Consider the following 23499-nt stretch of genomic DNA (forward strand, 5'->3'; position numbering starts at 1 on the left):
CGCCTTCATAAGTCAGTCTCCCGAGCCAGTTCTGTATACATAGGTTCCAGCACATCTTGCCAGTTAACGGCATTGACATCACCGACATGGCGGTAACGGATCACCCCACCGGCATCAATCAGGTAGGTTTCCGGTGCACCATAAACCCCCAGATCCAGTCCCAGCATACCGTTTCCGTCATACAGGCTGATCAGATACGGGTTCCCCAGCTCATTCAGCCATCTGGTTGCTTTATCCCGGTCATCTTTATAGTTAAGCCCGATAATACGGACTCCGCGGGAAGCCAGTTCATTCAAATACTGATGCTCGCCGTAGCAGGTCGGACACCATGTAGCCCATACATTGATAAGAACAGGTGCTCCTCTAAAAACAGACTGATCATACAGTTTACCCGGTTCAGCCAGATCCTCCAGCCGGAACTGAGGGACAGACTTACCGATCAGAACAGACTCCAGCCTCGTTGGATCGTCCCCCTCCGCATTTCTGTCCAGTTGTACGATAAAGACCATCACCAAAACCAAAAACAGCAGCAGAGGCAGAAACAAAACTTTCTTAGTCATTCTCCACCTCCTCCTTTAAAGGAATCGAGTGTGTTTGTCTTCCAGAATGAAAACGATAACGTTTGTCACTGATCGCTACCCCGGCTCCGGCAGCCATGAGCAAACTTCCCAGCCAGATCCAGCGGACAAACGGTTTATAATGCAGCCGCACTGCCCATGATTTGCCATCATCCAGCCTTTCTCCCATGGCAATGTACAGATCTCGGGTCAACCCTCTGTCAATCGCAGCCTCTGTCATCATGGATCTTGCTGTTCGGTAGAAACGCTTTTCCGCATGGAGGGTGTTAACGAATGCCCCCTTCTCCGTGATCTCAAAGTCAGCAATAAATCCGGTGTAGTTAGGCCCGTCCTGCTCTCGCAACCCAGAAAAATAAAACGTGTAGTCATTAACCCGAAACGCTTCTCCCGGTGCCAGCCGGACATCGCGTTCCACACTATAATTCTGTACCATGGCAATACCGATCACTGTTACCGCCAGCCCGATGTGCCCCAGTAACATAGCCCAGTGACTTCGCTGCAAACGACTTATACCCTGAATAAAACTGTAACGGTGTGTCGCACGCTGATACACCTCATACCCATGCATAACAATAACCCACAATGCCATGGCCCAGCCCATACAAGCTAATGCAGAAAAGTCGTCTCCGTAGAGACGGACAAATAGAATACTGAGACTCAGTGCGGTGATGCCGGAAATCAGCACCGGTTTTATCAGAACCGTCCACCGGTCCCGCTTCCAGCGAATCAATGGCCCGACCCCAAGTAACAAGGCAAACGGTACCATTAGCCAGGTAAATAATGTATTGAAAAAAGGAGCACCGATAGATACCGACCCCAGTCCCAGCTGTTTATGCACCAGAGGCAATAATGTCCCGACCAGAACGACAACCAACGCGGCAATCAGAAGAATATTATTAAGCAACAAGGCATTTTCCCGGGAAAATAGCATAAAGTTGCAGTGTGAACGTACCGCCCCGCCTTTCAGCGCAAACAAAAGTAGAGAGCCGCCGATCACCACAATAAGAAATCCGAGGATAAACATTCCTCTGGCAGGGTCAGAGGCAAAGGCATGTACCGAGACCAGTATGCCGGAGCGTACCAGAAAAGTTCCCAGCAGACTCAGAGAAAATGCAGAAATAGCCAGTAATACCGTCCAGGCCTTAAAGGTTCCACGTTTTTCGGTAACCGCCAATGAATGCATCAGCGCTGTTCCGGCCAGCCATGGCATAAAAGAAGCATTCTCTACCGGATCCCAGAACCACCAGCCACCCCAACCCAATTCGTAATAGGACCACCAGGAACCCAAAGCGATCCCCAATGTCAGAAACAGCCAAGCTGCTGTGGTCCATGGGCGGGACCAGCGAGCCCAGGCAGTGTCCAGTCTGCCAGTCATCAGGGAAGCAATAGCAAAAGAGAAAGCAACTGAGAATCCGACATACCCCATATACAGCATAGGCGGATGAATAATCAGACCAGGATCCTGTAGCAGAGGATTCAGATCCCGTCCGTCCACGGGAAAGAAGGGCAATGTCCGCAAAAATGGATTAGACGTCAGAATAATAAACAGCAGAAAACCGACATTAATCATTCCCATAACGGACAATACCCGGGCAACCGACTCCTGCGGCATCTTACGACTAAAACGTGATACAGCAACCGTCCAGCCAGCCTGAATCAGAACCCAGAGCAGCAAAGAACCTTCATGAGCCCCCCATACTGCCGTTAGACGATAAAACCAGGGCAACTCACTGTTCGAATTAGCGGCCACATACAGTAAAGTAAAATCATTGCTGTAAAAGGCCCATAACAATATAGAAAACGAGATCAGCAGCAGGCTGAACATGCCCCAAGCCAACGGTCTGGCTGTCGTCATAAGAAGAGAGGAGCGATACCTTGCTCCTGCCAGCGGCAAAACACTCAGCAATAACGCCAGTCCGAGAGACACAATAAGGGCAAAATGCCCCAGCTCAGCAATCATTGAAAACTCCCTGCTTTCTGTTCATCTGTGTATTTCAGCGGTTCATGTACTTTCTTCATGGCTTCTGCTATATCTGGCGGCATATAGTCTTCATCATGTTTTGCCAGTACTTCAAACGCCTCTATCACCAGAGCACTTTTCAGGACCCCCTGCGCGACAATCCCTTGCCCGTCCCGGAACAAATCCGGAAGAATACCGTCATATTCAACCGTGACAGCCGGCCCCACATCAGCCAGTTTGAAGCGTACTTTTAACGAATCGGAATCACGTTTCACCGTTCCCGCAACAACCATTCCTCCGATACGCAAACGCTGCCCTACAGCTGGTTTTGAACCGTCAGGTTTACCATAGACAATTTCCGTCGGGGTATAGAACAGATCCATATTCTGATTCATTGCATACAGCACCAGTCCGACAGTTGACCCTACCCCTAAAATCAGCGCAAGAAACAGCCCGAATCTTTTTTTGCGTCTCGGATTCATAATGTATCCTCCAACTTCTCCGCAGCAGCAAGCCGCTCCTGCCGGTTCTGCTTATCACGGACAGTCTGCATAATACGCTTTCTCTTTCCTATACTAGTCCCCAACAGTATTAGCATGGCAGTAATAGCGACACCAAAGGCACCCCAAACGAATCCCCCATACCCACCCATGGTAAGCAGATCATGCAACGAATGAAAAAACATAACTAACGTTCCTCCGTCCCGGCAGAAACCGAGGCTATTTCCTGAACCCAAGGACGATGGCTCTCCCGCAGCAACAGTTCATTGCGAAAACGGATCAGGGTTACGACAATAGTAAAAAACAGAAAACCGACAATATTAATAATCAAAGGCCAGAGCATACTGCCGGACATAGAAGGTTTTTCAAACTTAGTAATGGTTGCTCCCTGATGCAGGGTATTCCACCATTCCACGGAAAAATGGATAATAGGCAGGTTAATTACACCGACAATAGCCAGTATACCAGCCGCCTTTGCTGCTTTTTTATCGTCGTCAAAAGAGTGATAAAGGGCGATAACACCTAAATACAAAAATAGCAGAATCAGCTCAGACGTCAGGCGGGCATCCCATACCCACCATGCTCCCCACATAGGTTTTCCCCATATCGACCCGGTGGCCAGTGCAATAAATGTAAATACCGCTCCGACAGGAGCCATTGCTGATGCAGCCATGCTGGCAAGGCGAACCTGCCAGACCAGACCAACAAATGCAGCCACTGCCATAAAGAAATAAACCCCCATAGACCAGATAGCCGACGGAACATGTACATAGATAATCCTGAAACTGTTTCCCTGCTGATAATCAGCTGGCGCATAAACCAGCCCCCATATCATACCGGTTAGCAGCAATCCGGCCGCAATGACGGCAAACCATGGCAGCCACTTACCACACAGGTAGTAGGCACACTCAGGTTCAGAGTAAGAATGAAGCCATTTCCGCATAATAACAACTCTCTCTATACTGTTGGCGCTGTTGTTTTTCACTTCAGAGGTACGAGGCTATCCTATTCCCCGACACAATCAGAGCAATACCTATAAAGTGTTGTTTTCACATAAATTTAGTCTAGTTCACACTAACTCTCAATGCGGCACTAACTGCAAATGGTGTTAATGTCACAGACCCGACCAGCATAGCAGCCAAAATAGCCAGTTGCCCGTTATACGGCATTCCCAGACTCGCAGCATCAATAGCCGCTGTTGCAAAAATCAGTACAGGAATATACAACGGCAAGATCAGCAGGCTTAGCAGAACTCCGCCTTTCCGGAGCCCCACGGTCAAAGCTACTCCTATCGCCCCGATAAAACTCAGGGTCGGAGTTCCGATCAACAGGGTCAGTACCACTGCCAGCCAGGTGGACAGATCCAAAGACAGCAACACCGCCAGTAACGGACTGATCAAGATCAACGGTAACCCAGTCAGCAGCCAGTGAGCCATGACTTTACCAATCACCGCTAGTGGTAAAGGCAGAGGTAACAGCATCATTTGCTCCAGCGTACCGTCCTGAAAATCATCACGGAATAACCGTTCCAGTGCCAGCAATGCCGCCAGTAGCGCTGCCACCCAGATAATACCGGCAGCAATACGCGCCAGCAGGTTGGGCTCGGGACCAATACTCAGAGGGAACAATGTAATGACAATAATAAAAAACCAAAGCGGATTCAGAATATCAGCCTGCCTTCTGAAGGCAATCAGCAGCTCTCTGCGGATAATGACGAGCATAGATCTCAGCATATCAATCCCCCAGCCTGATTCTGCGCAGCTCAGAACGATTAATAAACATATCCTGGTGTGTGGTCAGCAAAACCATTCCCCCCAGCTTCGTATGCTCAAGGAATAACTTTTCCAGCACTCTGACACCCTGTTTATCGATTGCAGTCAACGGTTCATCCAGAATCCATAACGGCTGCCTGCTAAGCCATAATCGTGCCAGTGCTACCCGTCTCTGCTGACCGGCCGAAAGCTGAGCCACTGGAATATCTTCACGTCCGCCCAGACCGACTCTGGCTAAAGCTGTCCATATCTGCTCACTGTCGGCTTTCCCTTGCACAAGAGACTGATGAAACATCAGGTTCTCATAGCCGGTCAGTTCTCGTTTTACTCCAGGCAGATGACCTAAAAACAGTAAATCCTGATGATATTGTTCCCGGATAGTGTGAACAAGGTGACCTTTCCAGAAAACATCACCTCCCTCACTATCGCCAAGACCGGCAATAATTCTGAGCAGTGTCGTTTTCCCGCTGCCATTGCGACCTTCAATCTGGATCAGTTCTCCCGGGTTCATGCTGAAAGAAAGTTCTTTAAATAAGACCCTCTCTCCACGAATTGCCGATAGTGCAGAAATCTCTAGCATGCATTATTTATTAATTACCGAATGTGTTTATATATTAGCACAAGCTTGAATTTCAGCAGGATCTGAGTGTGTACTAACTGCACAAAAATAAAGAAATTTTTATAAAAAAACAGGCTCTGTGATACAGAGCCTGTTGAGGATAAATTATGTCTGATTCAAATAGTAAACGTACCGGTCAGCGAGGCTGATTCGCCTTGCGTCTACGCTGCGCTTTAACGGTACCACCGGGTGTACTGCTTAGCGGTGGTACTTTTTCTTTACCCGCTAATTTATTTTGCAGTGACATCATCAGCTCAGCTTCTGCTTTGGGCAATTCACACTCTTCAATGAGTTCATTCAAATCTGCGCCAAGTTGCACCATCTTACTGGCTCTGGAGTATAAACGGCTGTCAGCGTCTGTGTGCTCAAGCTCAGTTACCCGTTCATGCAGGTGCTGAATAACATCTTGCTGCTCTGCAACTTTCTGCCCCAATCCGACAACGACAGAGCGAACCTCAAGCAACTGATTACTCGCTTTTTGGACTTCTTTCTCAAAATGACGAATATCCTGACGCTGCCTGTCAATCGTACTCTGCATCCTTTTTCTGCTGCCCCACCAGAGCATCAGAATGATACCAATCAGCAGCAATCCTCCGCCCCACAGCAGCGGAAGACTGTCCAGTTGCAACTGTTCAAACATTACAGATGTGCCATTTCATTCCATTCTTCATCGGACAGAAGCTTATTCAGGTCGACCAGAATCAGCAACTTACCATCACGGTTGCTGACGCCCTGAATAAATTTAGCACTTTCATCCGAACCGACACTTGGTGTTGTATCAATTTCTGAAGTGCGCAGATAAACCACTTCTGCCACACTGTCTACCAGAATCCCGATAACCTGACGCTCAGATTCAATCACGATGATGCGTGTATTATCGGTTACTTCACCCTGCATCAGGCCAAAGCGTGAACGGGTATCAATAACGGTAACCACGTTACCACGTAAGTTGATAATCCCCAGAACGTAATCTGGTGCTCCCGGTACTGGTGCAATTTCTGAATAGCGAAGCACTTCACGAACCTGCATTACATTAATGCCGTAAGTCTCTTCTTCCAGTTGGAAAGTTACCCACTGAAGTACTTCGTCATTTACCTGATCTTTTCTAACTTCTACTTCATTAACCTGAGACATGTTTTATCCTCTTTGTGTCGCTATCGACAAACTTTATTAACTATTCCAGCCTGCTAACACTACAGCCCAGTCACTGGTTCAATTGCCCAGTGCTTTTACATCCAAACCTGCATCTAACATCAAAATCATAGCTTCAACATGAATTAGAGCACACATTTTTTCTTTTACCATTCCGGCAAGCCAAGGGCGTTTACCTGCCTGTTCCCGCCAGCGAACCTTCTCTGTATTTAATAGCTCGGTTCCCATCAGTTGAGTACTGGCCAGCCCCCAGTGACTTTCCCCCAGCATAACAACATACTGATAAGCCCCTTTATATGCATCATCCGTTAAACGCTCGGCCATAACCCATTTCGCCGTATCAACAACATCCAGTTGATCGTCTTTACTCGTCTGCAGGCCAAGGTACCAGTTTGGTCGCCCAATCAGGTGGCTCATATCACCGATACGGTGAATACCTCCCAGCTCATCCAGAGGTACGGCAAAAGTAACACCGTTTACTTCAAAATACAGTACCTGAAAACTGTTATCCCGGCGGGTACTTTCCCACCCCTGATCCAAGATCACATCTGGTTGTGCAGATAATTGAGCCTGACTCTCTTCTTCCACGACAGACTCTGTGGTTACCAGTTCTTCTTCTGCAAGCGCAGTTACCGGCTCAGATACTAAATCTTCTGTGACTGGTTCTGCTTCCAGAGCACCGATGTCCCAGTCCTGAATTTCATCAGCATCAGCAATAACCGTTTCCGTTGCCTCAACAGTGCTCTGCTCCAGGATTGTTTCTATTTCTGATTCTGTCGAGGTATTCAGTGCTTCCAGTTTATCCAGCAGCTTCTGAATATCCTGCAAATCAGGAGCTTCTAATTCATCATATTCAATTTCAGTATAGGAAGTATTATTCTCAGAATGCAGCTGTGTTTGTAATTCCGGTATCTTAGCCTCAGTTTTTTCTACCAGATGCAGCTCTGCTTCATAACTGACCGGTCCGGAAACCGGATACTCCTTTTGCGACAGCGTCTCTTCTGCTGCATGCTTAACCTGCGTATCTTCCGGCAACAGCTCCTCAGAAGATTCTTCCCACTCTTCATCCAGAAGTGCCGTAAAATAATCGTTCAGCGCTTCTTCACCCGATAGAATATGTACAGCTTTACTACTCATTTATCGCTAACCTCTCCAGATAAATAAGCAGTTGCTTATAGGCAAAAACACCCCGGCTGCCCTCAGCAAAATGAGATGCTGGCAGATTTCTCAAACTCGCGTCCCGGAATTTAGTATCGATTGGTACAGCGGAATTCCAGACCTGATCCGGATAATCTTTTTTCAGTTGTGTGAGGGTTTGCAACGAGGCTTTCGTTCGCTTATCGTACATTGTTGGGACAATGGTTGTCTTAAATATACGCTGCCGGGATTTCTGCATAATAGCCAGAGTACGGATCATCCGCTCCAGCCCTTTCATCGCCAGAAATTCCGTCTGAACCGGGATAAGAATACGGTCACTGGCTGCCAGTGCATTAACCATCATAACACCGAGTATCGGCGGACAGTCTATCAGCACATAATCATAATCACCGTGTAGTGCCATCAAGGCGCGCTTCAGAATCAGCCCCATCCCATTACGATTTCCCATCACACGATCCAGTGTAGCCAAAGACATATGTGCAGGAACAAGATCAATATTTTCAATCTCTGTGCCCAATATCATTGATGACACTGAATTCTTGGTGATTTCCGGGAGCTGAAAAAGGTCAAACAGACTTTTCTCTACCGTATCAGAATCAAACCCCAGATAAGTCGTCAGTGAGGCATGAGGATCGGTATCCACCAATAATACTCTGTGTCCTTTTTTGCTCAGCAAACCAGCCAGTGTGACTGTAGTGGTCGTTTTTCCGACGCCACCTTTCTGATTCGCGACACTCCAGACAATCATTGATGCCCCCTAAGACAGACCAACTTCAACAAGCATCCGCTCAGAAATACGTTCCAACGGAAGATCTTCCGATGAAATACCAGCCTTAGCTACTGCCTGCGGCATACCATAAACAACGCAGCTCTCTTCATCCTGAGCCCAGATAGTAGAACCAGCCGACTTCAGCATGCGTGCCCCTTCACGACCATCAGCCCCCATTCCTGTCAGGATCATGGACAAGACTTTATCCTGAAAAACTTTTGCAGCAGAACCGAAAGTCACATCAACGCACGGCTTATAGTTCATCCGCTCTCCGCCATCAACAATACGTAATCTGGCCGCTCCCGGGCGTCCATCAACCATCATCTGCATCCCACCCGGAGCCAGATAAGCAACGCCCGGTTTCAGAGTATCGCCATCTTCAGCTTCCTTAACCTGAATCTTACATAATGAATTCAGACGGGCTGCAAATGCAGACGTAAATGTCGCAGGCATATGCTGGATCAGTACAATCGGATGAGGATAGTTCGCCGGCAAACGAGTCAGAATTTTCTGCAGAGCCACCGGCCCTCCGGTAGACGTGCCGATAGCGGTTAACTGATATTTTTTCCCGGTTGCCTTAAAACGGGCAGGGGCTTTGATCTCAGCCTTAGGCGCAGGTGAAACACCACGAGATGCCGGTAACGGTGCTCGCGGGGCAGCGGTTGTCACAGATGCCGATGGTGTGCGACGTAAAAAAGCACGCTTTCTGGCGATTTCAACAACCCGTTGTTGCAACAACTGAGTAGCTTCATCACGGTTGCGGGCAATGTCCTCGAACTTTTTCGGTAAAAAGTCCAGAGCCCCGGCATCCAAAGCATCTAGCGTCGCCCTCGCCCCTTCATGAGTCAGGGACGAGAACATCAGGATAGGAGTCGGCTGCACTTTCATTATTTCTCGCACAGCGGTAATACCGTCCATAACCGGCATCTCAATATCCATAGTTATTACATCAGGCTTAAGCTGAGTAACTTTTTGAATCGCTTCTTTGCCGTTTGTTGCCACATCCATAACTTCAAGACGCGGATCAGAGTTAATAATTTCACTGACTCTGCGACGGAAAAAGCTCGAATCATCAACAACTAGTACTTTTACTGCCATAGGTTCCTTCTTACATACGTGACCGGGTCGCGTACTCTTTTAATAAATTAGGTACATCAAGAATCAGTGCAATGTGACCATCACTGGTGATGGTTGCACCAGCCATACCGGGAGTACCTTGCAGCAGGGCATCCAATGGTTTAATAACCACTTCTTCCTGACCTATCAGATTATCCACGACAAAACCGACCCGCTGACTTCCCAACTGAACAATCACCACATGACCATGACCCTCTCTCTGATCACGCATACCGGCACTCGGTACCAGCCAGTTCTGCAGATAGAAAAGTGGAATAGATTTGTCACGTACAATAATGGTTAGCTGACCATCAACCACATTGGTCTTACTCAGATCCAGATTGAAGATTTCATTCACGCTGGCCAGAGGCAATGCAAAAGGCTGCTCACAGACACCGACCATCAGAGTCGGAAGGATTGCCAGAGTCAGTGGTACTTTGATGGTAATCTTCGTACCCTTACCCATTTCTGAATCAACATCCACAGAACCGTTTAAGGTATTAATGGCCGTTTTAACTACATCCATGCCTACACCACGGCCGGAAATATCAGATATCTGCTCCTTACTGGAAAAGCCCGGAGCAAAAATAAGATTGAAACATTCTTTATCCGTTAAGCGCGATGCAGCTTCTGCATCCATCAGACCACGTTTTACTGCAATACCCCGCAGCTTATCCGGATCCATACCGCTACCGTCATCAACAATTGCCAATTGAATATGGTCACCTTCCTGAGAAGCAGAAAGAGTCACCTTGCCCGTCCGGGATTTGCCGGCTTTCACCCGGTCTTCCGGTAATTCGATACCATGGTCTACAGAGTTTCGCACTAAGTGGATCAATGGATCAGCCAAGGCTTCAACCAGATTCTTATCCAGGTCAGTATCTTCACCACGCATTTCCAGCACGATATCTTTTTTCAGGTTACGGGCAAGATCCCGAACCACGCGCGGGAAGCGGCCAAATACTTTCTTGATTGGCTGCATCCGGGTTTTCATTACAGCACCCTGCAGGTCAGCAGTAACAATATCCAGGTTACCAACCGCTTTGGACATCTCTTCATCATTACGGTTAAGACCCAGACTGACCAAGCGGTTACGAACAAGAACCAGCTCACCAACCATGTTCATAATGGTATCCAGCGTAGAGGTATCTACACGAACCGTTGCTTCTGCCTGAGGTTTAGCCGGTGCGGTGGCTTTCTTTTCAGCAACTGCTTTTGCGGCAGGCTGAGGAGCAGGAACCGCAGCTGGTTTAGGCGCAGGAACCGGAGCCTTAGGAGCTTCCGCTTTAACAGGAGCTGGTGCCGGTGCATTGGCTACCGGATTTGCAGAAGCAGGCCGGGTTGCCATTTCCAGTTCTTCGATAGACGGGCCTTTACCTACCCCGTGTAACTGATCCAGAAGCTTTTCAAATTCATCATCTGTCATCAGATCATCGCCAGCAGCAGCCGGTGGCGGAGTAACGGACTTAGCTGGCTCGGCAACCGCCATGCCCGGAGCACCACCTTTACCGTGTAGCTCATCCAGTAACTTTTCAAATTCATCATCAGTGATGTCATCACTGGCACCGGCTGCTACAGGAGACGCTACTTTAGGTGCCGCAGGCTGCGTCGGTGCTTTTGCCGGGCTGGAACCCGGCGCGCCGCCTTTACCATGTAACTCATCCAGCAGTTTTTCAAACTCATCCTGAGTAATATCATCAATAGAACCGCCAGCCGTCAGTGGAACTGGAGATGGCTCTGCAGCCGTCACTTCAACAACGACTTCCGGTTCTGCAACCATTTCAGGTTCAACGACAGGAGGGTCTTCTGCTGCCGGTTGACTCTCTTCAGCCCCGCCAGGCTGGCTCAGACGGTGCAGCTCACCCAGCAATACCGGATCCGCAGGTTCCAGAGGTTCCCGCTCCTGAACAGCAGCAAACATAACATTAATGGTATCCAGCGCCTGCAGAATCGTATCCATCAGGTCTGCTGTCACCTGCCGCTGACCATTTCTCAGGATATCGAATACGTTTTCTGCCCCGTGACAGGCATCAACAAGTTCTGTTAAAGAAAGGAAACCCGCGCCACCCTTTACTGTGTGGAAACCACGGAAAATGGCATTTAACAGATCCCTATCATCGGGATTATTCTCCAGCTCGATAAGTTGCTCGGATAACAGCTCTAATATTTCCCCGGCTTCGACTAAAAAGTCCTGAAGGATATCTTCATCTAGTTCATAGCTCATAAATTACCCTTAGAATCCAAGACTCGATAACAAGTCATCGACATCGTCCTGAGATGAAACAGCGTCTTCTCGTTCATGAGGGTTCAGTATCGGCCCCTCAGCTTCAATAGAAGCTTTTTTTACTGTCTCAGATTGAATATCTGGTTGTTCAACACCAAATGCAGTCACAATTTCGACTAATCTGTCTTCAACTTCACGCACTAACGTAATCACCCGTGTGATAATCTGTCCGGTCAGATCCTGAAAATCCTGAGCCATCAGAATGTCCGTCAGTTGACTACGTAATTCAGTACTGTCCCCTTCCACCTGACAGAGCAATTTGTCTATCTTATAGCAAAGTGCCTTAAAATCCGTAAGCGCTATGCGCCCCTTCATCAGTTCATTCCAGGTTGGCCTGACTTGCAGCAGGCACTCGTGAAGGTTATCTGCAATGGGGAGAGAACTTTCTACCGCATCCATTGTACGGTTAGCTGCCATTTCAGTCTTCGCGATAACATATTCCAGTCTGTCCCTGGCATCAGGAATTTCTTCTCTGGCGATTTCACTCATTCTGGGATCATTCCGGAAATTATTGAGTGCATCGTGCAAATGTCTGGTCAATGAACCTACTTCCTGAAGCATAGGGTGATCCTTGCCCAGAAATAGTGACTGAACTATCTGATTGGCTTCATCCTGCTGACCGTTTTCCAGCAGGGTTACCATCTGTTTAGCTTGCTCTAATGAAATCATCCTAAAAAGATCCTTCCAACGCAGTATTTGATATTTTTAAATTATTATCAATGAATTACAGACGTTCGAAGATCTTATCAAGCTTCTCTTTCAACGTTGCTGCTGTAAATGGCTTAACGATGTAGCCGTTCACGCCAGCCTGAGCAGCTTCGATGATCTGCTCACGCTTTGCTTCTGCTGTAATCATCAGCACAGGAAGATGCTTCAGTTCATCATCTGCACGAATATTTTTGAGCAGATCAATCCCCTGCATTCCTGGCATATTCCAGTCAGTCACAACAAAGTCAAATTCACCATTTTTCAACATTGGTAGCGCAGTCAAGCCGTCATCTGCTTCCTGAGTATTGTTAAAGCCCAGGTCACGCAGCAGGTTTTTTACAATTCGGCGCATTGTTGAAAAGTCATCAACAATGAGGATCTTCATGTTTTTATTCAAAATTACCTCCACTGAGGTTCAAGTCAGTGTAATTAATTATGTTGTGTCCACGCACTGAGCTTAGCACGTAAACGTTGCATTGATTGGCTATGTATCTGGCTAACGCGAGATTCGCTGACACCCAACACTTCTCCAATTTCTTTTAAATTTAGCTCTTCATCATAATAAAGTGAAAGAACTAATGCTTCCCTTTCAGGTAAACTTTTGATCGATTCGACCAAAGCATGGCGAAAATTCTCGTCTGCAACCCCCTGAAAAGGGGTATTTTCTTCCGCTTCTTCAAGCGGAGAAATAACATCTTCGGAAACCCCTAAATCGTCTATACCAACCAAGCGTGAACAATTTATATCGGAAAGCGCAGAATGATACTCTTTCAGCGACATTTCAAGATGTTTTGCAACTTCCGCGTCCGTAGGATCACGTTTTAATTTCATTTCAAGCTCATGAATAGCCTGACTGATAGTACGATTATTCCGGTGTACAGAACGGGGAACCCAGTCGCCTTTCCGTACTTCATCCAGCATAGCACCCCGGATACGAATACCCGCATAGGTTTCAAAACTTGCACCTTTGGTACTGTCATAGTTCTGCTGAGCTTCAATCAGGCCAATCATACCAGCCTGAATCAGATCATCGACTAATACACTCGGCGGCAGGCGCCCCAGCAAATGGTGAGCGATGCGCTTAACCAAATCTGAATACTGCTCCAGAAATGACTGCTGACCTCTAACGTTTGCACGTTGGTCATATGTCAGCACCTTATTCACCAAAAGGCTCTCCTACAGGTTCTCGTCTATTGAGCAGTCTCTCTACAAAAAATTCCAGATGGCCGCTCGGTGTATTTGGTATAGGCCAGGTCAGGGCTTTATTCGCCAGCGAACTGATCGCCAATGCAGCCGGAGAGCGCGGGAACGCATCTACCACAATTTTCTGTTTTTTTACTGCCTGTCTAACTTTATCATCTAACGGTATACATGCTACGAGTTCAAGGCTCACATTCAAGAAGCGCTCTGTGACCAATGTCAACTTTGCAAACAATTCCCGGCCTTCACGGTAGCTTCTGACCATATTTGCAACAATTTTAAAACGTTGTACCTGATGTTCACGACTCAATAGCTTAATTAAAGCATATGCATCAGTAATTGACGTAGGTTCATCACAAACTACAACCATAACATCCTGCGCCGCACGTGAAAAACTCACGACCATGTCGGATATGCCAGCAGCAGTATCAATTAATAATACATCCATCTCTTCTTCAAGAGTACCAAATGCACGAATTAATCCTACATGCTGAGCATGGCTCAGTTCCGTCATACTCTGCGTACCGGAAGTCGCCGGGATAATCTTTATACCATAAGGACCTTCAACCATCGCATCTTTAAGTTCGCACTCACCAGCCAGAACATGGCTCAGGTTCCGGGTGGGTCTAATGCCAAGCATGACATCCACATTAGCCAGCCCTAGGTCAGCATCAAGTACCATCACTTTTTTACCCTGTCGGGCCATTGCAATGGCGACCCCCAGAGTCACGTTAGTTTTACCCACACCACCTTTACCGCCAGTTACCGAAATAACCTTTGTCAGAGTTGGCTGTGTTAAACGGCGCAAGCCGCTTGCTTGGTCTTGTATCATATTCTCTGTCATAATCGTCCGCCGCCTAGATACCGTCGTTATCACTGGTCCAATAACGCGGTTCGTCTTCTGTCGACTTCTCCAACAATTCATTTGCCTTAGCAACTACGTACTTAGGCTGAGCAATTACAATATCTTCCGGCACCCGCTGTCCGTTTGCGATATAAGCAAGTGGCAAAGCGTTCTGTACAACGACACTGATAAACTCTCCAAGACTGAGTGACTCATCCAGCTTGGTCAGAATGCACCCGGATAAAGGGATCCGTTTAAAATGATCTATCGTTTCCTGCAGTACTTTCCTCTGTGCGGTAGCCGGCAGCACAAGATAACTGTTGATCACCTCGCCACTGTCCTGCATCAATGTATCCAGTTGTTCTGACAACCGGACATCTCTTTGTCCCATACCGGCAGTATCAACCAGAACCAGACGACGATTTCTGAGCTGATATATAATCTCGGCCAACTGCTCGGAATCTTTAGCAATTCTTACCGGACATCCCATAATTCTTCCATAAATAGCCAGTTGTTCATGTGCACCGATACGGAAAGTATCCGTGGTTACCAATGCCACATTATCTGCCCCGTACTCCATAGCAGCACGAGCAGCCAGCTTGGCAATAGTGGTTGTTTTCCCAACCCCGGTAGGTCCAAGCAAAGCAACTACACCGCCTTTTTTCAGAATATCGCTCTTAGTAACAACTATCTGGTCAGAAACCAAACCTAAGAGTGCTTTCCATGCCTGAGCCGGAGGTGTATCTTCAGGAATATAACAAGCAAGCTGGTCAGCCAGTTCCGATGACAATCCCATGCGTTCCAGCCGCTTGATTAGCATCGCTCTCAACGGCTCTCTGCGTTCGACTTCCTGCCACATAAGGCCAGATACCTGATGTTCAAGTAACCGCCGGATAGACATCATCTCCTCGCGCATAGACTCAAGTTCATGTGCAGCATCGGTATTCTGTTCGGAAACAGTGGCATAACGGTCATATCGTGTAGGATCTAACCGGGGCTCTGGCTTCTTCACTCTGCGGTCTTCTGCTATCAGTCGGGCAAGGCCGGAATCATCACCAAGAGAAGAAGAGATCAGACCACCTTTCTGCCGCGATTCCGGTTGATTCTCACGCCCTTCCTGCTGGCGCTTCAGCAATGCAGCCAGCGAATCAGCTTCTGTCTTTCCTCTCTGATCCGGAGCCGATTCTTCACCGCTATACTGGCGAAGCATGCTGGCGAAGCGTTTTGTCATGGAACCGGTGTCACTGTTACGGTTATGTTGTTGCCCGTAGGAATGAGCCTGATGCGGGTTTGGCATATCGTACCCCTTTCTCCCGTCACTGTTTCTCAGGCTGACCCTGTCATCCTGAAGCTGACGCTCCTGCTGACGGGGTGCTGATGAAGCCATGCCAGGGTAATCACTTGAATAGCGAGAGGAAGATGACTGTGAAGACACGGCCGCTGCTGGCTCACCATCGACAGCAGCAACTATCTCAACCCCACCAGTCACCTTTTTGTTAGACATGATCACAGCCTCTGCACCCAGTTCTTCTTTCACCTGGAGCAGTGCGGTTCGCATGTCTTTTGCAAAAAATCTTTTTATCTTCAAGGCGTTTATCCAAGGTTAATGATTCTGGAGGGTTTGCTGACTACGACTGCAAACGCCACATTAGTTTCCTACAGCCTGTACAATACGAATCTGTTTTTCATCCGGTATTTCCTGATAGGAAAGCACCCGTAAATTTGGAATGGTGTTCTTTACAAACTTGGCTAATGTCGTTCTGAGTACTCCGGATGTCAGCAACACAGCAGGCTCGCCTTTCAGTTCCTGTTCATGTGTTGCCTGGCTGAGAGAGGACTGTAGTCGCTCTGCCAGACCCGGTTCGATACCTGTTGATTCACCACCCGATGCCTGCATGGTCTGATGCAAAATTTGTTCCAGTTCCGGAATCAAAGTTATAACCGGCAACTCGGGCTCTATCCCATTGATTTCCTGAACAATAAGCCGTTTCAGAGAGATACGAACAGCCGCCGTTAGAATGTCAGGTTCTTGACTCTTGCCCGCGTATTCAGAAAGAGTCTGGACTATAGTACGGATGTCCCGGATAGGTATCGCTTCATTAAGCAGGTTTTGCAGAACCTTAACCACAACCCCCAGAGGCAACAGGTCAGGAACAAAATTTTCAACCAGTTTAGGTGCAGAACGTCCCAACATCTCCAGCAGGTTCTGTACTTCTTCATGACCGATGAGCTGAGCTGCATTATTGGTCAAGAGCTGACTTAGGTGGGTCGCAAGAACGGTGGCAGAATCCACCACGGTATAACCAAGAGCCTGAGCATGCTCCCGCTGATCTGCCTTAATCCAAACCGCGTCCAGCCCAAACGCCGGATCAACCGTTGGCTCTCCATCAATTACCCCGTACACCTGGCCCGGGTTAATCGCTAATTCCTGATCTGGCCGTATTTCAGCTTCACCGACAGCCACCCCCATTAAAGTGATACGATAACTGTTCGGTGTCAGTTCCAGATTGTCCCGGATATGTACCGCAGGGATCAAAAAACCAAAATCCTGCGACAGTTTTTTTCGCACACCTTTAACCCGGTCAAGCAGCTCTCCCCCCTGATCCCGGTCAACCATGGGGATCAGACGATAACCAACCTCAAGTCCGATAATGTCCACTGGCTGAACGTCATCCCAGGAAAGTTCTTTCTGAACCGGGAGCTCCCCTTCTCTGACTTCAGGAAGATTTGGTTTTTCCGCTGCTTTCTTCTGTTTTTTATCGATAAAATACGCCCCGGCTCCGGCAAGAACGGCCAGAAACAGAAAAGCGATATGTGGCATACCAGGTACGATCCCCATCACTCCCAGAATACCGGATGTGATCATCAGTGCTTTCGGATTATCGAACATCTGAAAGACCATTTGCTGACCCATATCTTCATCGGTATTTTGACGGGTTACCATGATTGCAGCGCCGATAGACAGCAACAGTGACGGGATCTGGGCAACCAGACCATCACCGATAGTCAGCAGGGTATAGATTTGAATCGCATTACCAAATTCAAGATCAAACTGCCCCATCCCGATGCTGAGACCACCAATGATGTTGATAAACAGAATAAGGATACCTGCAATGGCATCCCCTTTTACAAACTTAGAAGCACCATCCATCGAACCGTAAAAGTCTGCTTCTTTGGTTACCTCAAACCGTCGGGTTCTTGCCTGCTCCTGATCAATCAACCCTGCATTCAGATCCGCATCAATCGCCATCTGCTTGCCGGGTAAGGCATCCAGCGTAAAGCGGGCACTTACTTCAGAAATACGTCCCGCACCTTTGGTTACCACCATAAAGTTGATGATCATCAGGATAAGGAAGACCACCAGACCAACGGCATAGTTACCACCAATCACCACGTTACCGAAAGCCTCAATCACGTTACCGGCAGCATCCCCGCCTTCATGCCCGTACAGTAATACCACCCGGGTCGAAGCCACGTTCAAGGCCAGACGTAATAGGGTAGCAACCAGAAGTACTGTCGGAAAGGCAGCAAAATCAAGAGGCCGTCGGGTATAGACAGTCACAAGCAAAACCACCATTGCCAAAGCAATATTGAAGGTAAAGAACAGATCCAGCAAGAATGGGGGCATCGGCAGGACGATCATCCCCAGAGTAGCAAGAACCAGAACCGGAGCACCGATAGCCGGCAGTGCCCGGGTCGGCAAAGAAGGCATTCTATCTGCAAATGGCAGGTTAAATTTCATAATATAGCCAGACTTTCCAATCAGATGAAGAACTTTGAAATCAAGATGTTGACAGGTAAATGCAAGTTTCAGTCCAGCCATTATGTCATTATTTTGACTGGGTGCGAACCATAACGGGATTGTGCTGTAAAAGACAGAAAGTCAGCAATCTGTCTAATAACGCAGATCAGGTGGTATCGGCATATTTTCATCTTTCAGAACCGGGCGCTTGCCCCCACGCTTCCGATACTGTTTAAGCTGGAAGACATAGGCCAGCACCTGAGCCACTGCAGTAAACAGACCGTCCGGGATCTGCTGCTCCAGTTCGGTAGAATGGTACAAAGCCCGAGCCAGTGGGGGAGCAGGAATAATATAGATATTATGCTCACGTGCTACTTCCCGGATCTTCAGCGCCATATGGTCTGTTCCTTTAGCCACCACGACTGGTGCCCGGTCTGTTGCCGAGTTATAGCGCAGTGCTACTGAAAAATGTTCCGGGTTGGTCACAATCACGTCAGCACTGGGAACTTCCGCCATCATACGTCTTTGCGCCGCTTCACGCTGCAACATCCGGATCCGCCCCTTAACTTCAGGCTTACCTTCGGTTTCTTTGTATTCGTCTTTAACCTCTTGCTTGGTCATCTTCAGCTGATTTGCATGCTGCCATATCTGAAACGGAATATCGATAGCAACAACAATCAGTAACGAACAACTGATGAGCAGCACAAAGTTCAGCAGAATATCAAGCGCATGAAAAATATTTTCCGGGAACACATCCATGCTAAGTTGGAACAAATCTTCCTTCGATTTATTAATCAGGTAGAATGCGACGCCGGCAACCAGCATCACTTTAAGGATCGACTTGACCAACTCGACCCAGCTCTGCAGGCCAAACATCCTCTTAATCCCACTGAGAGGATTCATTTTGGAGAGCTTAGGCATGGCAGCTTCAACGGAGAAACTGATGCCACCAAGCCCGGCAGCACCGATTATAGCGGCAACAAACAAAGTAATAAGGATCATACCCAGCGGCAGAAGCAAATACAGTAAGGCTCCGGAGGCAATATTCAGCAGCTTGGTAAAATCAAAAATTTCATTCCTGCTCAACGAGAACAAACGTCTCATCAACGTCAGCAATCCGTCAGCCAGAGTCTCACCAAACATCATCAAAGCTACAGCTCCGACAACCAGTACGGCAACAGAAGCCAGTTCCTTAGAACGCGCAACCTGCCCTTTTTCCCGCGCCTGTTGTAACCGTCGGGGTGTGGCGGCTTCTGTGCGTTCCTGTCCGTCTGATTCTGCCAAATCAGCCTCCTAACACGCCAGCCGGATAAGGTCGCAGATCTGCTGCTCGCCCTCGTTCCAGTACAATTCGTAATGGCTATACAGCCCCAGCATAATATACCAGCTCAGCAACAAGCCAATAATTAATGCAAACGCGAAACCCAGAGAGAAAATATTCAGTTGTGGTGCTGCCCGAGTCATTACACCAAAAGAAAGGTTAATCGTGAGCAGGGCAATAATCCCTGACAAAGACATAGCCAGAGCCGTCTTAAACATCAGTGACATCCAGAGTGCCATTTCCCGAAAATCAACAGCGGTCAGTTTTCCCGTACCGATAGGCAAGGTCTTGAAGCTTAACGCTACCAGTTGAATCATTTTCAGATGGCCATCACTGGCAAGGAAAAACATCGTCGCCAGAAACATAAACAACTGCCCGACCAGCGGTGTATTCTGCCCGTTTGCCGGATCAACCATAGAGGCGAACCCCAGACTCGACTGCATACCCAGTATCTGCCCTAGCATAACGAATGTCTGTAGTATAAATTGGGTGACCATACCCATTGCCATACCAATGACCAGTTGTTCAAGAGTCGTCATAAAACCGGGAAAAGAAAGCAGCATAATGTCCTGTGGAACCACCGGCAGCGCAGGTATAACCGCAAAAGTGACCGCCAATCCGAGATACAGGCGGATACGCGAAGAAACGAATTTGGCTCCGGTGACTGTCATCACCATGAACATGGCTGAAATACGGGTATAAGGCCAAAAATAATTGGCAATCCAGTCAAGTACAATGCTAGTCGGATATTCCATCTTATCTCCGTGACCTAATAGATGACGGAAGGTATGCGCTCAACCATTTCAAAGAAAAATTCCATCAGGGTCTGCGCCATCCAGTGAGCCCCAAACATCAATGCGACCAGTGTCACTATAAGACGCGGCAAAAAGCTCAGTGTCTGTTCGTTAATAGATGTTGCCGCCTGAAAAATCGCAACAACCAGCCCCACCAGAAGGCTGGGAATAATCGTTGCACAAACCAGTACCAGCACCACCCACAAAGCACTACGGAATATTTCGACAAACAGTTCAGGTTCCATACACCGTTCCTTCGCTATAAGGCAAAGCTGCCGGCCAGTGTCGACAGGATCAGGTTCCATCCATCGACCAGTACAAACAGCATCAGTTTAAAGGGTAAGGATACAATCATCGGTGAAAGCATCATCATACCCATCGCCATAAGGATAGAGGCAACAACAAGGTCGATGATCAAAAACGGCAGAAAAAGCATAAAGCCGATCTGGAATGCGGTTTTCAGCTCAGAGGTAATAAATGCGGGGATCAGCACGCTCATAGCCACATCTTCCGGATTCTGGGCATCAGAACCGGAGATATTCACGAAGGTTTCCAGATCCTTCACTCTTGTCTGTTTCAGCATGAAGGCTTTCATTGGTCTCTGAGCCAGGTCAAAAGCTTCTCTGCCGGTGATCTCTTCATTCAGATAGGGCTGGACAGCTGTCTGGTTCACCTGGTCAAAGACAGGTGACATAACAAAGAACGTCAGGAAAATAGCAATTCCGACGATAACCTGATTCGATGGCGTTTGCTGTAGCCCCATTGCCTGACGCAGAATCGACATCACCACAACTATTCGGGTAAAAGCCGTCATCAGAATAACCATCGCCGGTAAAAAACCCAGCATGGTCATCAGAGCCAGGATCTGCAGATTAACGGAGTAATCTTCACTGCCATCCGGGTTGGTCGTCATGGTAAATGCCGGAATACCGGCCCCACCGGAACTCATTCCGCTGGCAATAGTGCGTCCGGCTCCGCGATCCTGCTCCATTGCAGTGACAGTAACATCGCCAGCTCCCGTAGCAGAAGCAGGGATCGGTGTACTCAGACTATCTTCAGCCGCATAAACCGGACTGAATAGAAAAATGGCAAACGCAGCCATCAGGGCAGCGAAGAGGTTATTTCTTATCATGTTTTCTCAAAAGCTGGCTAAACTGACCGGCAAACGAATCTGCCACCTGCTTATCTCCTCCGGAATGCTCACCATCCGACATTTGCCCGGTATCGACAGGCTGCTCAAGTCTGGCGATCAAATTAATGGAGTGAACTGTCATTCCAACAAGGAACTGTTCCTCACCCGCTTTCACCACAGCAATACGTTCTTTCGGACCGACGGGGATCTGGCGAACAATAGCCAGCCCTTTCTGATTCCCCATGGCCGGAAGCCGCATCCGTCTGAGAAGCCAGGCCAGACCAAGGATCAGAGCGACAACAAATATCAGCGAGCCGAATGTTGTCAGCAAATCCAGTTCCGGGGCGCCCCCTTGCGTTGTGTTCATAAGCTTATCTGAGCTTTTTAATACGTTCAGTCTGACTGATCACATCAGTCAGACGGATACCAAACTTATCATTGACCACAACGACTTCACCATGCGCGATCAGAGTACCGTTGACCATCACATCCAGTGATTCCCCGGCAACACGATCCAGTTCCACAACCGAACCCTGATTAAGTTGTAGCAGGTTACGGATACTGATCTGCGAACGTCCGACTTCCATCGAGATGGTAACCGGAATGTCCATAATCGTATCCAGTTTACGACGTTCATCATCTGAAATTGGCGTAGACTGGTCAGACAGCTCTTCCAATGGTGCAACATCTATATCATCTGACCCATGAGCAGACGGATCTTCACTCAATGCTGCCGCCCATTCATCCGCCAGTCTTTGGTCTTCACTCGGATCCATAGTCATTTATCTGCTACCACTCTCTTGGTTTAATCTTCATCTTTTTCGTTGTCTATTTCAGACATCAAATCTGTACCCAATATTGCAATATCGGTTTTAACCACTTCAGGACGTTTAATTTTTTCAGAAATCTGCACTGCCAGTTTTTCGTTTGAGCGCCCCATTTTCACCCGGTATGTCGGTAACTCTTCCACAAACATTACTGCATTTTCCGGCATATCGATAGGAATCACATCTCCGGGTCTCAATTCCATCAAATCCCGCAGAGAAATATCTTTTTCCAGCAGGTTAACCCTGAAGTTAACCGGAACATCCATGATCTCTTCGCGCAGTGCGGAACTCCAGCGAACATCCGTTTCCATCTTGTCCGACTGAACACCGGCATCCAGAAGCTCACGGATCGGTTCCACCATGGAATAAGGCATAACCACATGGAAATCACCACCACCACCGTCTACCTCAATATGGAACGAGCTGACTACAATAACTTCGGTCGGACTCACTATGTTCGCCATACTCGGGTTAACTTCAGAGTCCAGATACTCAAACTCAACCCCCATCACAGGCGACCAGGCTTCTTTGTAATCTTCAAAAACAACTTTCAACAGCAGCTGAATAATCCGCCGCTCTGTTGGGGTAAATTCCCGTCCTTCAATTTTTGCGTGAAAACGGCCATCCCCACCAAAGAAATTCTCCACCAGAATAAATACCAGTCTGGCTTCCATTGTGATCAGTGCCGTACCTTTCAGAGGCCGGAAACGCACCATATTCAGACTGGTAGGAACGTACAGAGTATTCTGGTATTCACCAAACTTCATCATCTGTACGCCGTTGATAGAGACCTCGGCTGTTTTTCGCAACATATTAAACAGACTGATCCGCATATGCCGGGCAAAACGCTCATTGATAAGTTCCAGGGTCGGCATCCGCCCACGGACAATACGATCCTGAGACGAGAAATCGAACGAGACGGCATCGCCAACGTCCGCATCCAGCTCATCATCTTCATCATCGACATCATCGACCCCATGTAAAAGGGCGTCGATTTCATCCTGTGTTAGTAGATCTGTCACA

26 protein-coding genes are annotated in these 23499 nt (G+C 48.0%); all 26 read right to left on the reverse strand.

The features are described from left to right. Positions 1-5: 5 nt before the first annotated feature. Positions 6-560 carry a DsbE family thiol:disulfide interchange protein gene (locus CSW98_RS03710; protein WP_100799081.1) on the reverse strand — a complete coding sequence of 185 codons (555 nt, stop codon included), beginning with the start codon at positions 558-560 and terminating at the stop codon, positions 6-8. Further along, positions 553-2538, reverse strand: coding sequence for a heme lyase CcmF/NrfE family subunit (locus CSW98_RS03715; RefSeq protein ID WP_100799082.1), 1986 nt, complete (start codon positions 2536-2538; stop codon positions 553-555). The genes CSW98_RS03710 and CSW98_RS03715 overlap by 8 nt, the downstream gene beginning before the upstream one ends. After that, complete coding sequence (gene ccmE / locus CSW98_RS03720) at positions 2535-3020, reverse strand: cytochrome c maturation protein CcmE (protein WP_100799083.1); 486 nt, start codon at positions 3018-3020, stop codon at positions 2535-2537. Before ccmE ends, CSW98_RS03715 begins: the two co-directional genes overlap by 4 nt. Continuing rightward, on the reverse strand, positions 3017-3223 hold the full coding sequence (ccmD, locus tag CSW98_RS03725) for a heme exporter protein CcmD (protein ID WP_100799084.1): 207 nt from the start codon (positions 3221-3223) through the stop codon (positions 3017-3019). Before ccmD ends, ccmE begins: the two co-directional genes overlap by 4 nt. Positions 3224-3225: 2 nt before the next feature. After that, positions 3226-3981, reverse strand: a complete 756-nt coding sequence (locus CSW98_RS03730) for a heme ABC transporter permease (RefSeq protein WP_100799085.1) — start codon at positions 3979-3981, stop codon at positions 3226-3228. Between the two features lie 121 nt (positions 3982-4102). Next, entirely contained in the window at positions 4103-4771 is a 669-nt protein-coding gene (gene ccmB, locus CSW98_RS03735) for a heme exporter protein CcmB (protein ID WP_100799086.1), read from the reverse strand. Between the two features lies 1 nt (position 4772). Beyond that, positions 4773-5390 (reverse strand): cytochrome c biogenesis heme-transporting ATPase CcmA, encoded by a 618-nt coding sequence (ccmA, locus tag CSW98_RS03740; RefSeq protein WP_100799087.1) that lies wholly within the window; start codon positions 5388-5390, stop codon positions 4773-4775. Positions 5391-5565: 175 nt separating this feature from the next. After that, positions 5566-6069, reverse strand: a complete 504-nt coding sequence (locus CSW98_RS03745; RefSeq protein ID WP_100799088.1) for a DUF2802 domain-containing protein — start codon at positions 6067-6069, stop codon at positions 5566-5568. After that, positions 6069-6563 (reverse strand): chemotaxis protein CheW, encoded by a 495-nt coding sequence (locus CSW98_RS03750; protein WP_100799089.1) that lies wholly within the window; start codon positions 6561-6563, stop codon positions 6069-6071. The genes CSW98_RS03745 and CSW98_RS03750 overlap by 1 nt, the downstream gene beginning before the upstream one ends. Positions 6564-6641: 78 nt before the next feature. After that, on the reverse strand, positions 6642-7718 hold the full coding sequence (locus CSW98_RS03755; RefSeq protein ID WP_100799090.1) for a chemotaxis protein CheW: 1077 nt from the start codon (positions 7716-7718) through the stop codon (positions 6642-6644). Further along, on the reverse strand, positions 7711-8487 hold the full coding sequence (locus CSW98_RS03760) for a ParA family protein (RefSeq protein WP_100799091.1): 777 nt from the start codon (positions 8485-8487) through the stop codon (positions 7711-7713). Before CSW98_RS03760 ends, CSW98_RS03755 begins: the two co-directional genes overlap by 8 nt. A 9-nt stretch (positions 8488-8496) precedes the next feature. Next, entirely contained in the window at positions 8497-9606 is a 1110-nt protein-coding gene (locus CSW98_RS03765; RefSeq protein WP_100799092.1) for a protein-glutamate methylesterase/protein-glutamine glutaminase, read from the reverse strand. A gap of 10 nt (positions 9607-9616) precedes the next feature. Beyond that, positions 9617-11848 carry a chemotaxis protein CheA gene (locus CSW98_RS03770; protein WP_100799093.1) on the reverse strand — a complete coding sequence of 744 codons (2232 nt, stop codon included), beginning with the start codon at positions 11846-11848 and terminating at the stop codon, positions 9617-9619. 9 nt (positions 11849-11857) lie between these two features. Further along, positions 11858-12577, reverse strand: coding sequence for a protein phosphatase CheZ (locus tag CSW98_RS03775; protein WP_100799094.1), 720 nt, complete (start codon positions 12575-12577; stop codon positions 11858-11860). Positions 12578-12632: 55 nt separating this feature from the next. Next, on the reverse strand, positions 12633-13001 hold the full coding sequence (gene cheY, locus CSW98_RS03780) for a chemotaxis response regulator CheY (RefSeq protein ID WP_100799095.1): 369 nt from the start codon (positions 12999-13001) through the stop codon (positions 12633-12635). A 44-nt stretch (positions 13002-13045) separates the two neighbouring features. Further along, positions 13046-13780 carry an RNA polymerase sigma factor FliA gene (locus tag CSW98_RS03785; RefSeq protein WP_100799096.1) on the reverse strand — a complete coding sequence of 245 codons (735 nt, stop codon included), beginning with the start codon at positions 13778-13780 and terminating at the stop codon, positions 13046-13048. Continuing rightward, positions 13773-14660 carry a MinD/ParA family protein gene (locus CSW98_RS03790; protein WP_100799097.1) on the reverse strand — a complete coding sequence of 296 codons (888 nt, stop codon included), beginning with the start codon at positions 14658-14660 and terminating at the stop codon, positions 13773-13775. The genes CSW98_RS03785 and CSW98_RS03790 overlap by 8 nt, the downstream gene beginning before the upstream one ends. A gap of 13 nt (positions 14661-14673) precedes the next feature. Further along, complete coding sequence (gene flhF / locus CSW98_RS03795) at positions 14674-16248, reverse strand: flagellar biosynthesis GTPase FlhF (protein WP_100799098.1); 1575 nt, start codon at positions 16246-16248, stop codon at positions 14674-14676. Between the two features lie 60 nt (positions 16249-16308). Continuing rightward, complete coding sequence (flhA, locus tag CSW98_RS03800; RefSeq protein ID WP_100799164.1) at positions 16309-18402, reverse strand: flagellar biosynthesis protein FlhA; 2094 nt, start codon at positions 18400-18402, stop codon at positions 16309-16311. Between the two features lie 153 nt (positions 18403-18555). Continuing rightward, entirely contained in the window at positions 18556-19686 is a 1131-nt protein-coding gene (flhB, locus tag CSW98_RS03805) for a flagellar biosynthesis protein FlhB (RefSeq protein WP_100799099.1), read from the reverse strand. A 9-nt stretch (positions 19687-19695) separates the two neighbouring features. Then, on the reverse strand, positions 19696-20478 hold the full coding sequence (fliR, locus tag CSW98_RS03810) for a flagellar biosynthetic protein FliR (protein WP_100799100.1): 783 nt from the start codon (positions 20476-20478) through the stop codon (positions 19696-19698). Positions 20479-20492: 14 nt separating this feature from the next. Further along, positions 20493-20762: a flagellar biosynthesis protein FliQ gene (gene fliQ, locus CSW98_RS03815; RefSeq protein WP_100799101.1), complete on the reverse strand. Its 270-nt coding sequence runs from the start codon at positions 20760-20762 to the stop codon at positions 20493-20495. Between the two features lie 14 nt (positions 20763-20776). Beyond that, on the reverse strand, positions 20777-21619 hold the full coding sequence (gene fliP / locus CSW98_RS03820) for a flagellar type III secretion system pore protein FliP (RefSeq protein ID WP_443083648.1): 843 nt from the start codon (positions 21617-21619) through the stop codon (positions 20777-20779). Positions 21620-21635: 16 nt separating this feature from the next. Then, positions 21636-22016: a flagellar biosynthetic protein FliO gene (fliO, locus tag CSW98_RS03825; protein WP_100799103.1), complete on the reverse strand. Its 381-nt coding sequence runs from the start codon at positions 22014-22016 to the stop codon at positions 21636-21638. Positions 22017-22020: 4 nt separating this feature from the next. After that, positions 22021-22425 carry a flagellar motor switch protein FliN gene (gene fliN / locus CSW98_RS03830; RefSeq protein WP_100799104.1) on the reverse strand — a complete coding sequence of 135 codons (405 nt, stop codon included), beginning with the start codon at positions 22423-22425 and terminating at the stop codon, positions 22021-22023. A 29-nt stretch (positions 22426-22454) separates the two neighbouring features. Continuing rightward, a complete protein-coding gene (gene fliM / locus CSW98_RS03835; protein WP_100799105.1) occupies positions 22455-23498 on the reverse strand; it encodes a flagellar motor switch protein FliM in 1044 nt (347 codons plus the stop codon). Between the last annotated feature and the right edge of the window lies 1 nt (position 23499).

The sequence above is a fragment of the Vibrio sp. HA2012 genome (genome assembly GCF_002812955.1).
In the GTDB taxonomy this organism is placed as follows: Bacteria; Pseudomonadota; Gammaproteobacteria; order Enterobacterales; family Vibrionaceae; genus Vibrio.

What these genes read in the sequence shown, in the direction of transcription:
- cheY (WP_100799095.1), bottom strand. Translation starts at nt 13,001, where the DNA reads ATGAAGATCCTCATTGTTGATGACTTTTCAACAATGCGCCGAATTGTA.
- CSW98_RS03775 (WP_100799094.1), bottom strand. Translation starts at nt 12,577, where the DNA reads ATGATTTCATTAGAGCAAGCTAAACAGATGGTAACCCTGCTGGAAAAC.
- ccmD (WP_100799084.1), bottom strand. Translation starts at nt 3,223, where the DNA reads ATGTTTTTTCATTCGTTGCATGATCTGCTTACCATGGGTGGGTATGGG.
- CSW98_RS03715 (WP_100799082.1), bottom strand. Translation starts at nt 2,538, where the DNA reads ATGATTGCTGAGCTGGGGCATTTTGCCCTTATTGTGTCTCTCGGACTG.
- flhA (WP_100799164.1), bottom strand. Translation starts at nt 18,402, where the DNA reads ATGAAATTTAACCTGCCATTTGCAGATAGAATGCCTTCTTTGCCGACC.
- ccmB (WP_100799086.1), bottom strand. Translation starts at nt 4,771, where the DNA reads ATGCTGAGATCTATGCTCGTCATTATCCGCAGAGAGCTGCTGATTGCC.
- CSW98_RS03750 (WP_100799089.1), bottom strand. Translation starts at nt 6,563, where the DNA reads ATGTCTCAGGTTAATGAAGTAGAAGTTAGAAAAGATCAGGTAAATGAC.
- CSW98_RS03790 (WP_100799097.1), bottom strand. Translation starts at nt 14,660, where the DNA reads ATGACAGAGAATATGATACAAGACCAAGCAAGCGGCTTGCGCCGTTTA.
- CSW98_RS03710 (WP_100799081.1), bottom strand. Translation starts at nt 560, where the DNA reads ATGACTAAGAAAGTTTTGTTTCTGCCTCTGCTGCTGTTTTTGGTTTTG.
- CSW98_RS03745 (WP_100799088.1), bottom strand. Translation starts at nt 6,069, where the DNA reads ATGTTTGAACAGTTGCAACTGGACAGTCTTCCGCTGCTGTGGGGCGGA.
- ccmA (WP_100799087.1), bottom strand. Translation starts at nt 5,390, where the DNA reads ATGCTAGAGATTTCTGCACTATCGGCAATTCGTGGAGAGAGGGTCTTA.
- fliP (WP_443083648.1), bottom strand. Translation starts at nt 21,619, where the DNA reads ATGGCTGCGTTTGCCATTTTTCTATTCAGTCCGGTTTATGCGGCTGAA.
- CSW98_RS03765 (WP_100799092.1), bottom strand. Translation starts at nt 9,606, where the DNA reads ATGGCAGTAAAAGTACTAGTTGTTGATGATTCGAGCTTTTTCCGTCGC.
- CSW98_RS03760 (WP_100799091.1), bottom strand. Translation starts at nt 8,487, where the DNA reads ATGATTGTCTGGAGTGTCGCGAATCAGAAAGGTGGCGTCGGAAAAACG.
- CSW98_RS03730 (WP_100799085.1), bottom strand. Translation starts at nt 3,981, where the DNA reads ATGCGGAAATGGCTTCATTCTTACTCTGAACCTGAGTGTGCCTACTAC.
- fliN (WP_100799104.1), bottom strand. Translation starts at nt 22,425, where the DNA reads ATGGATCCGAGTGAAGACCAAAGACTGGCGGATGAATGGGCGGCAGCA.
- fliO (WP_100799103.1), bottom strand. Translation starts at nt 22,016, where the DNA reads ATGAACACAACGCAAGGGGGCGCCCCGGAACTGGATTTGCTGACAACA.
- CSW98_RS03770 (WP_100799093.1), bottom strand. Translation starts at nt 11,848, where the DNA reads ATGAGCTATGAACTAGATGAAGATATCCTTCAGGACTTTTTAGTCGAA.
- fliR (WP_100799100.1), bottom strand. Translation starts at nt 20,478, where the DNA reads ATGGAATATCCGACTAGCATTGTACTTGACTGGATTGCCAATTATTTT.
- ccmE (WP_100799083.1), bottom strand. Translation starts at nt 3,020, where the DNA reads ATGAATCCGAGACGCAAAAAAAGATTCGGGCTGTTTCTTGCGCTGATT.
- fliQ (WP_100799101.1), bottom strand. Translation starts at nt 20,762, where the DNA reads ATGGAACCTGAACTGTTTGTCGAAATATTCCGTAGTGCTTTGTGGGTG.
- CSW98_RS03755 (WP_100799090.1), bottom strand. Translation starts at nt 7,718, where the DNA reads ATGAGTAGTAAAGCTGTACATATTCTATCGGGTGAAGAAGCGCTGAAC.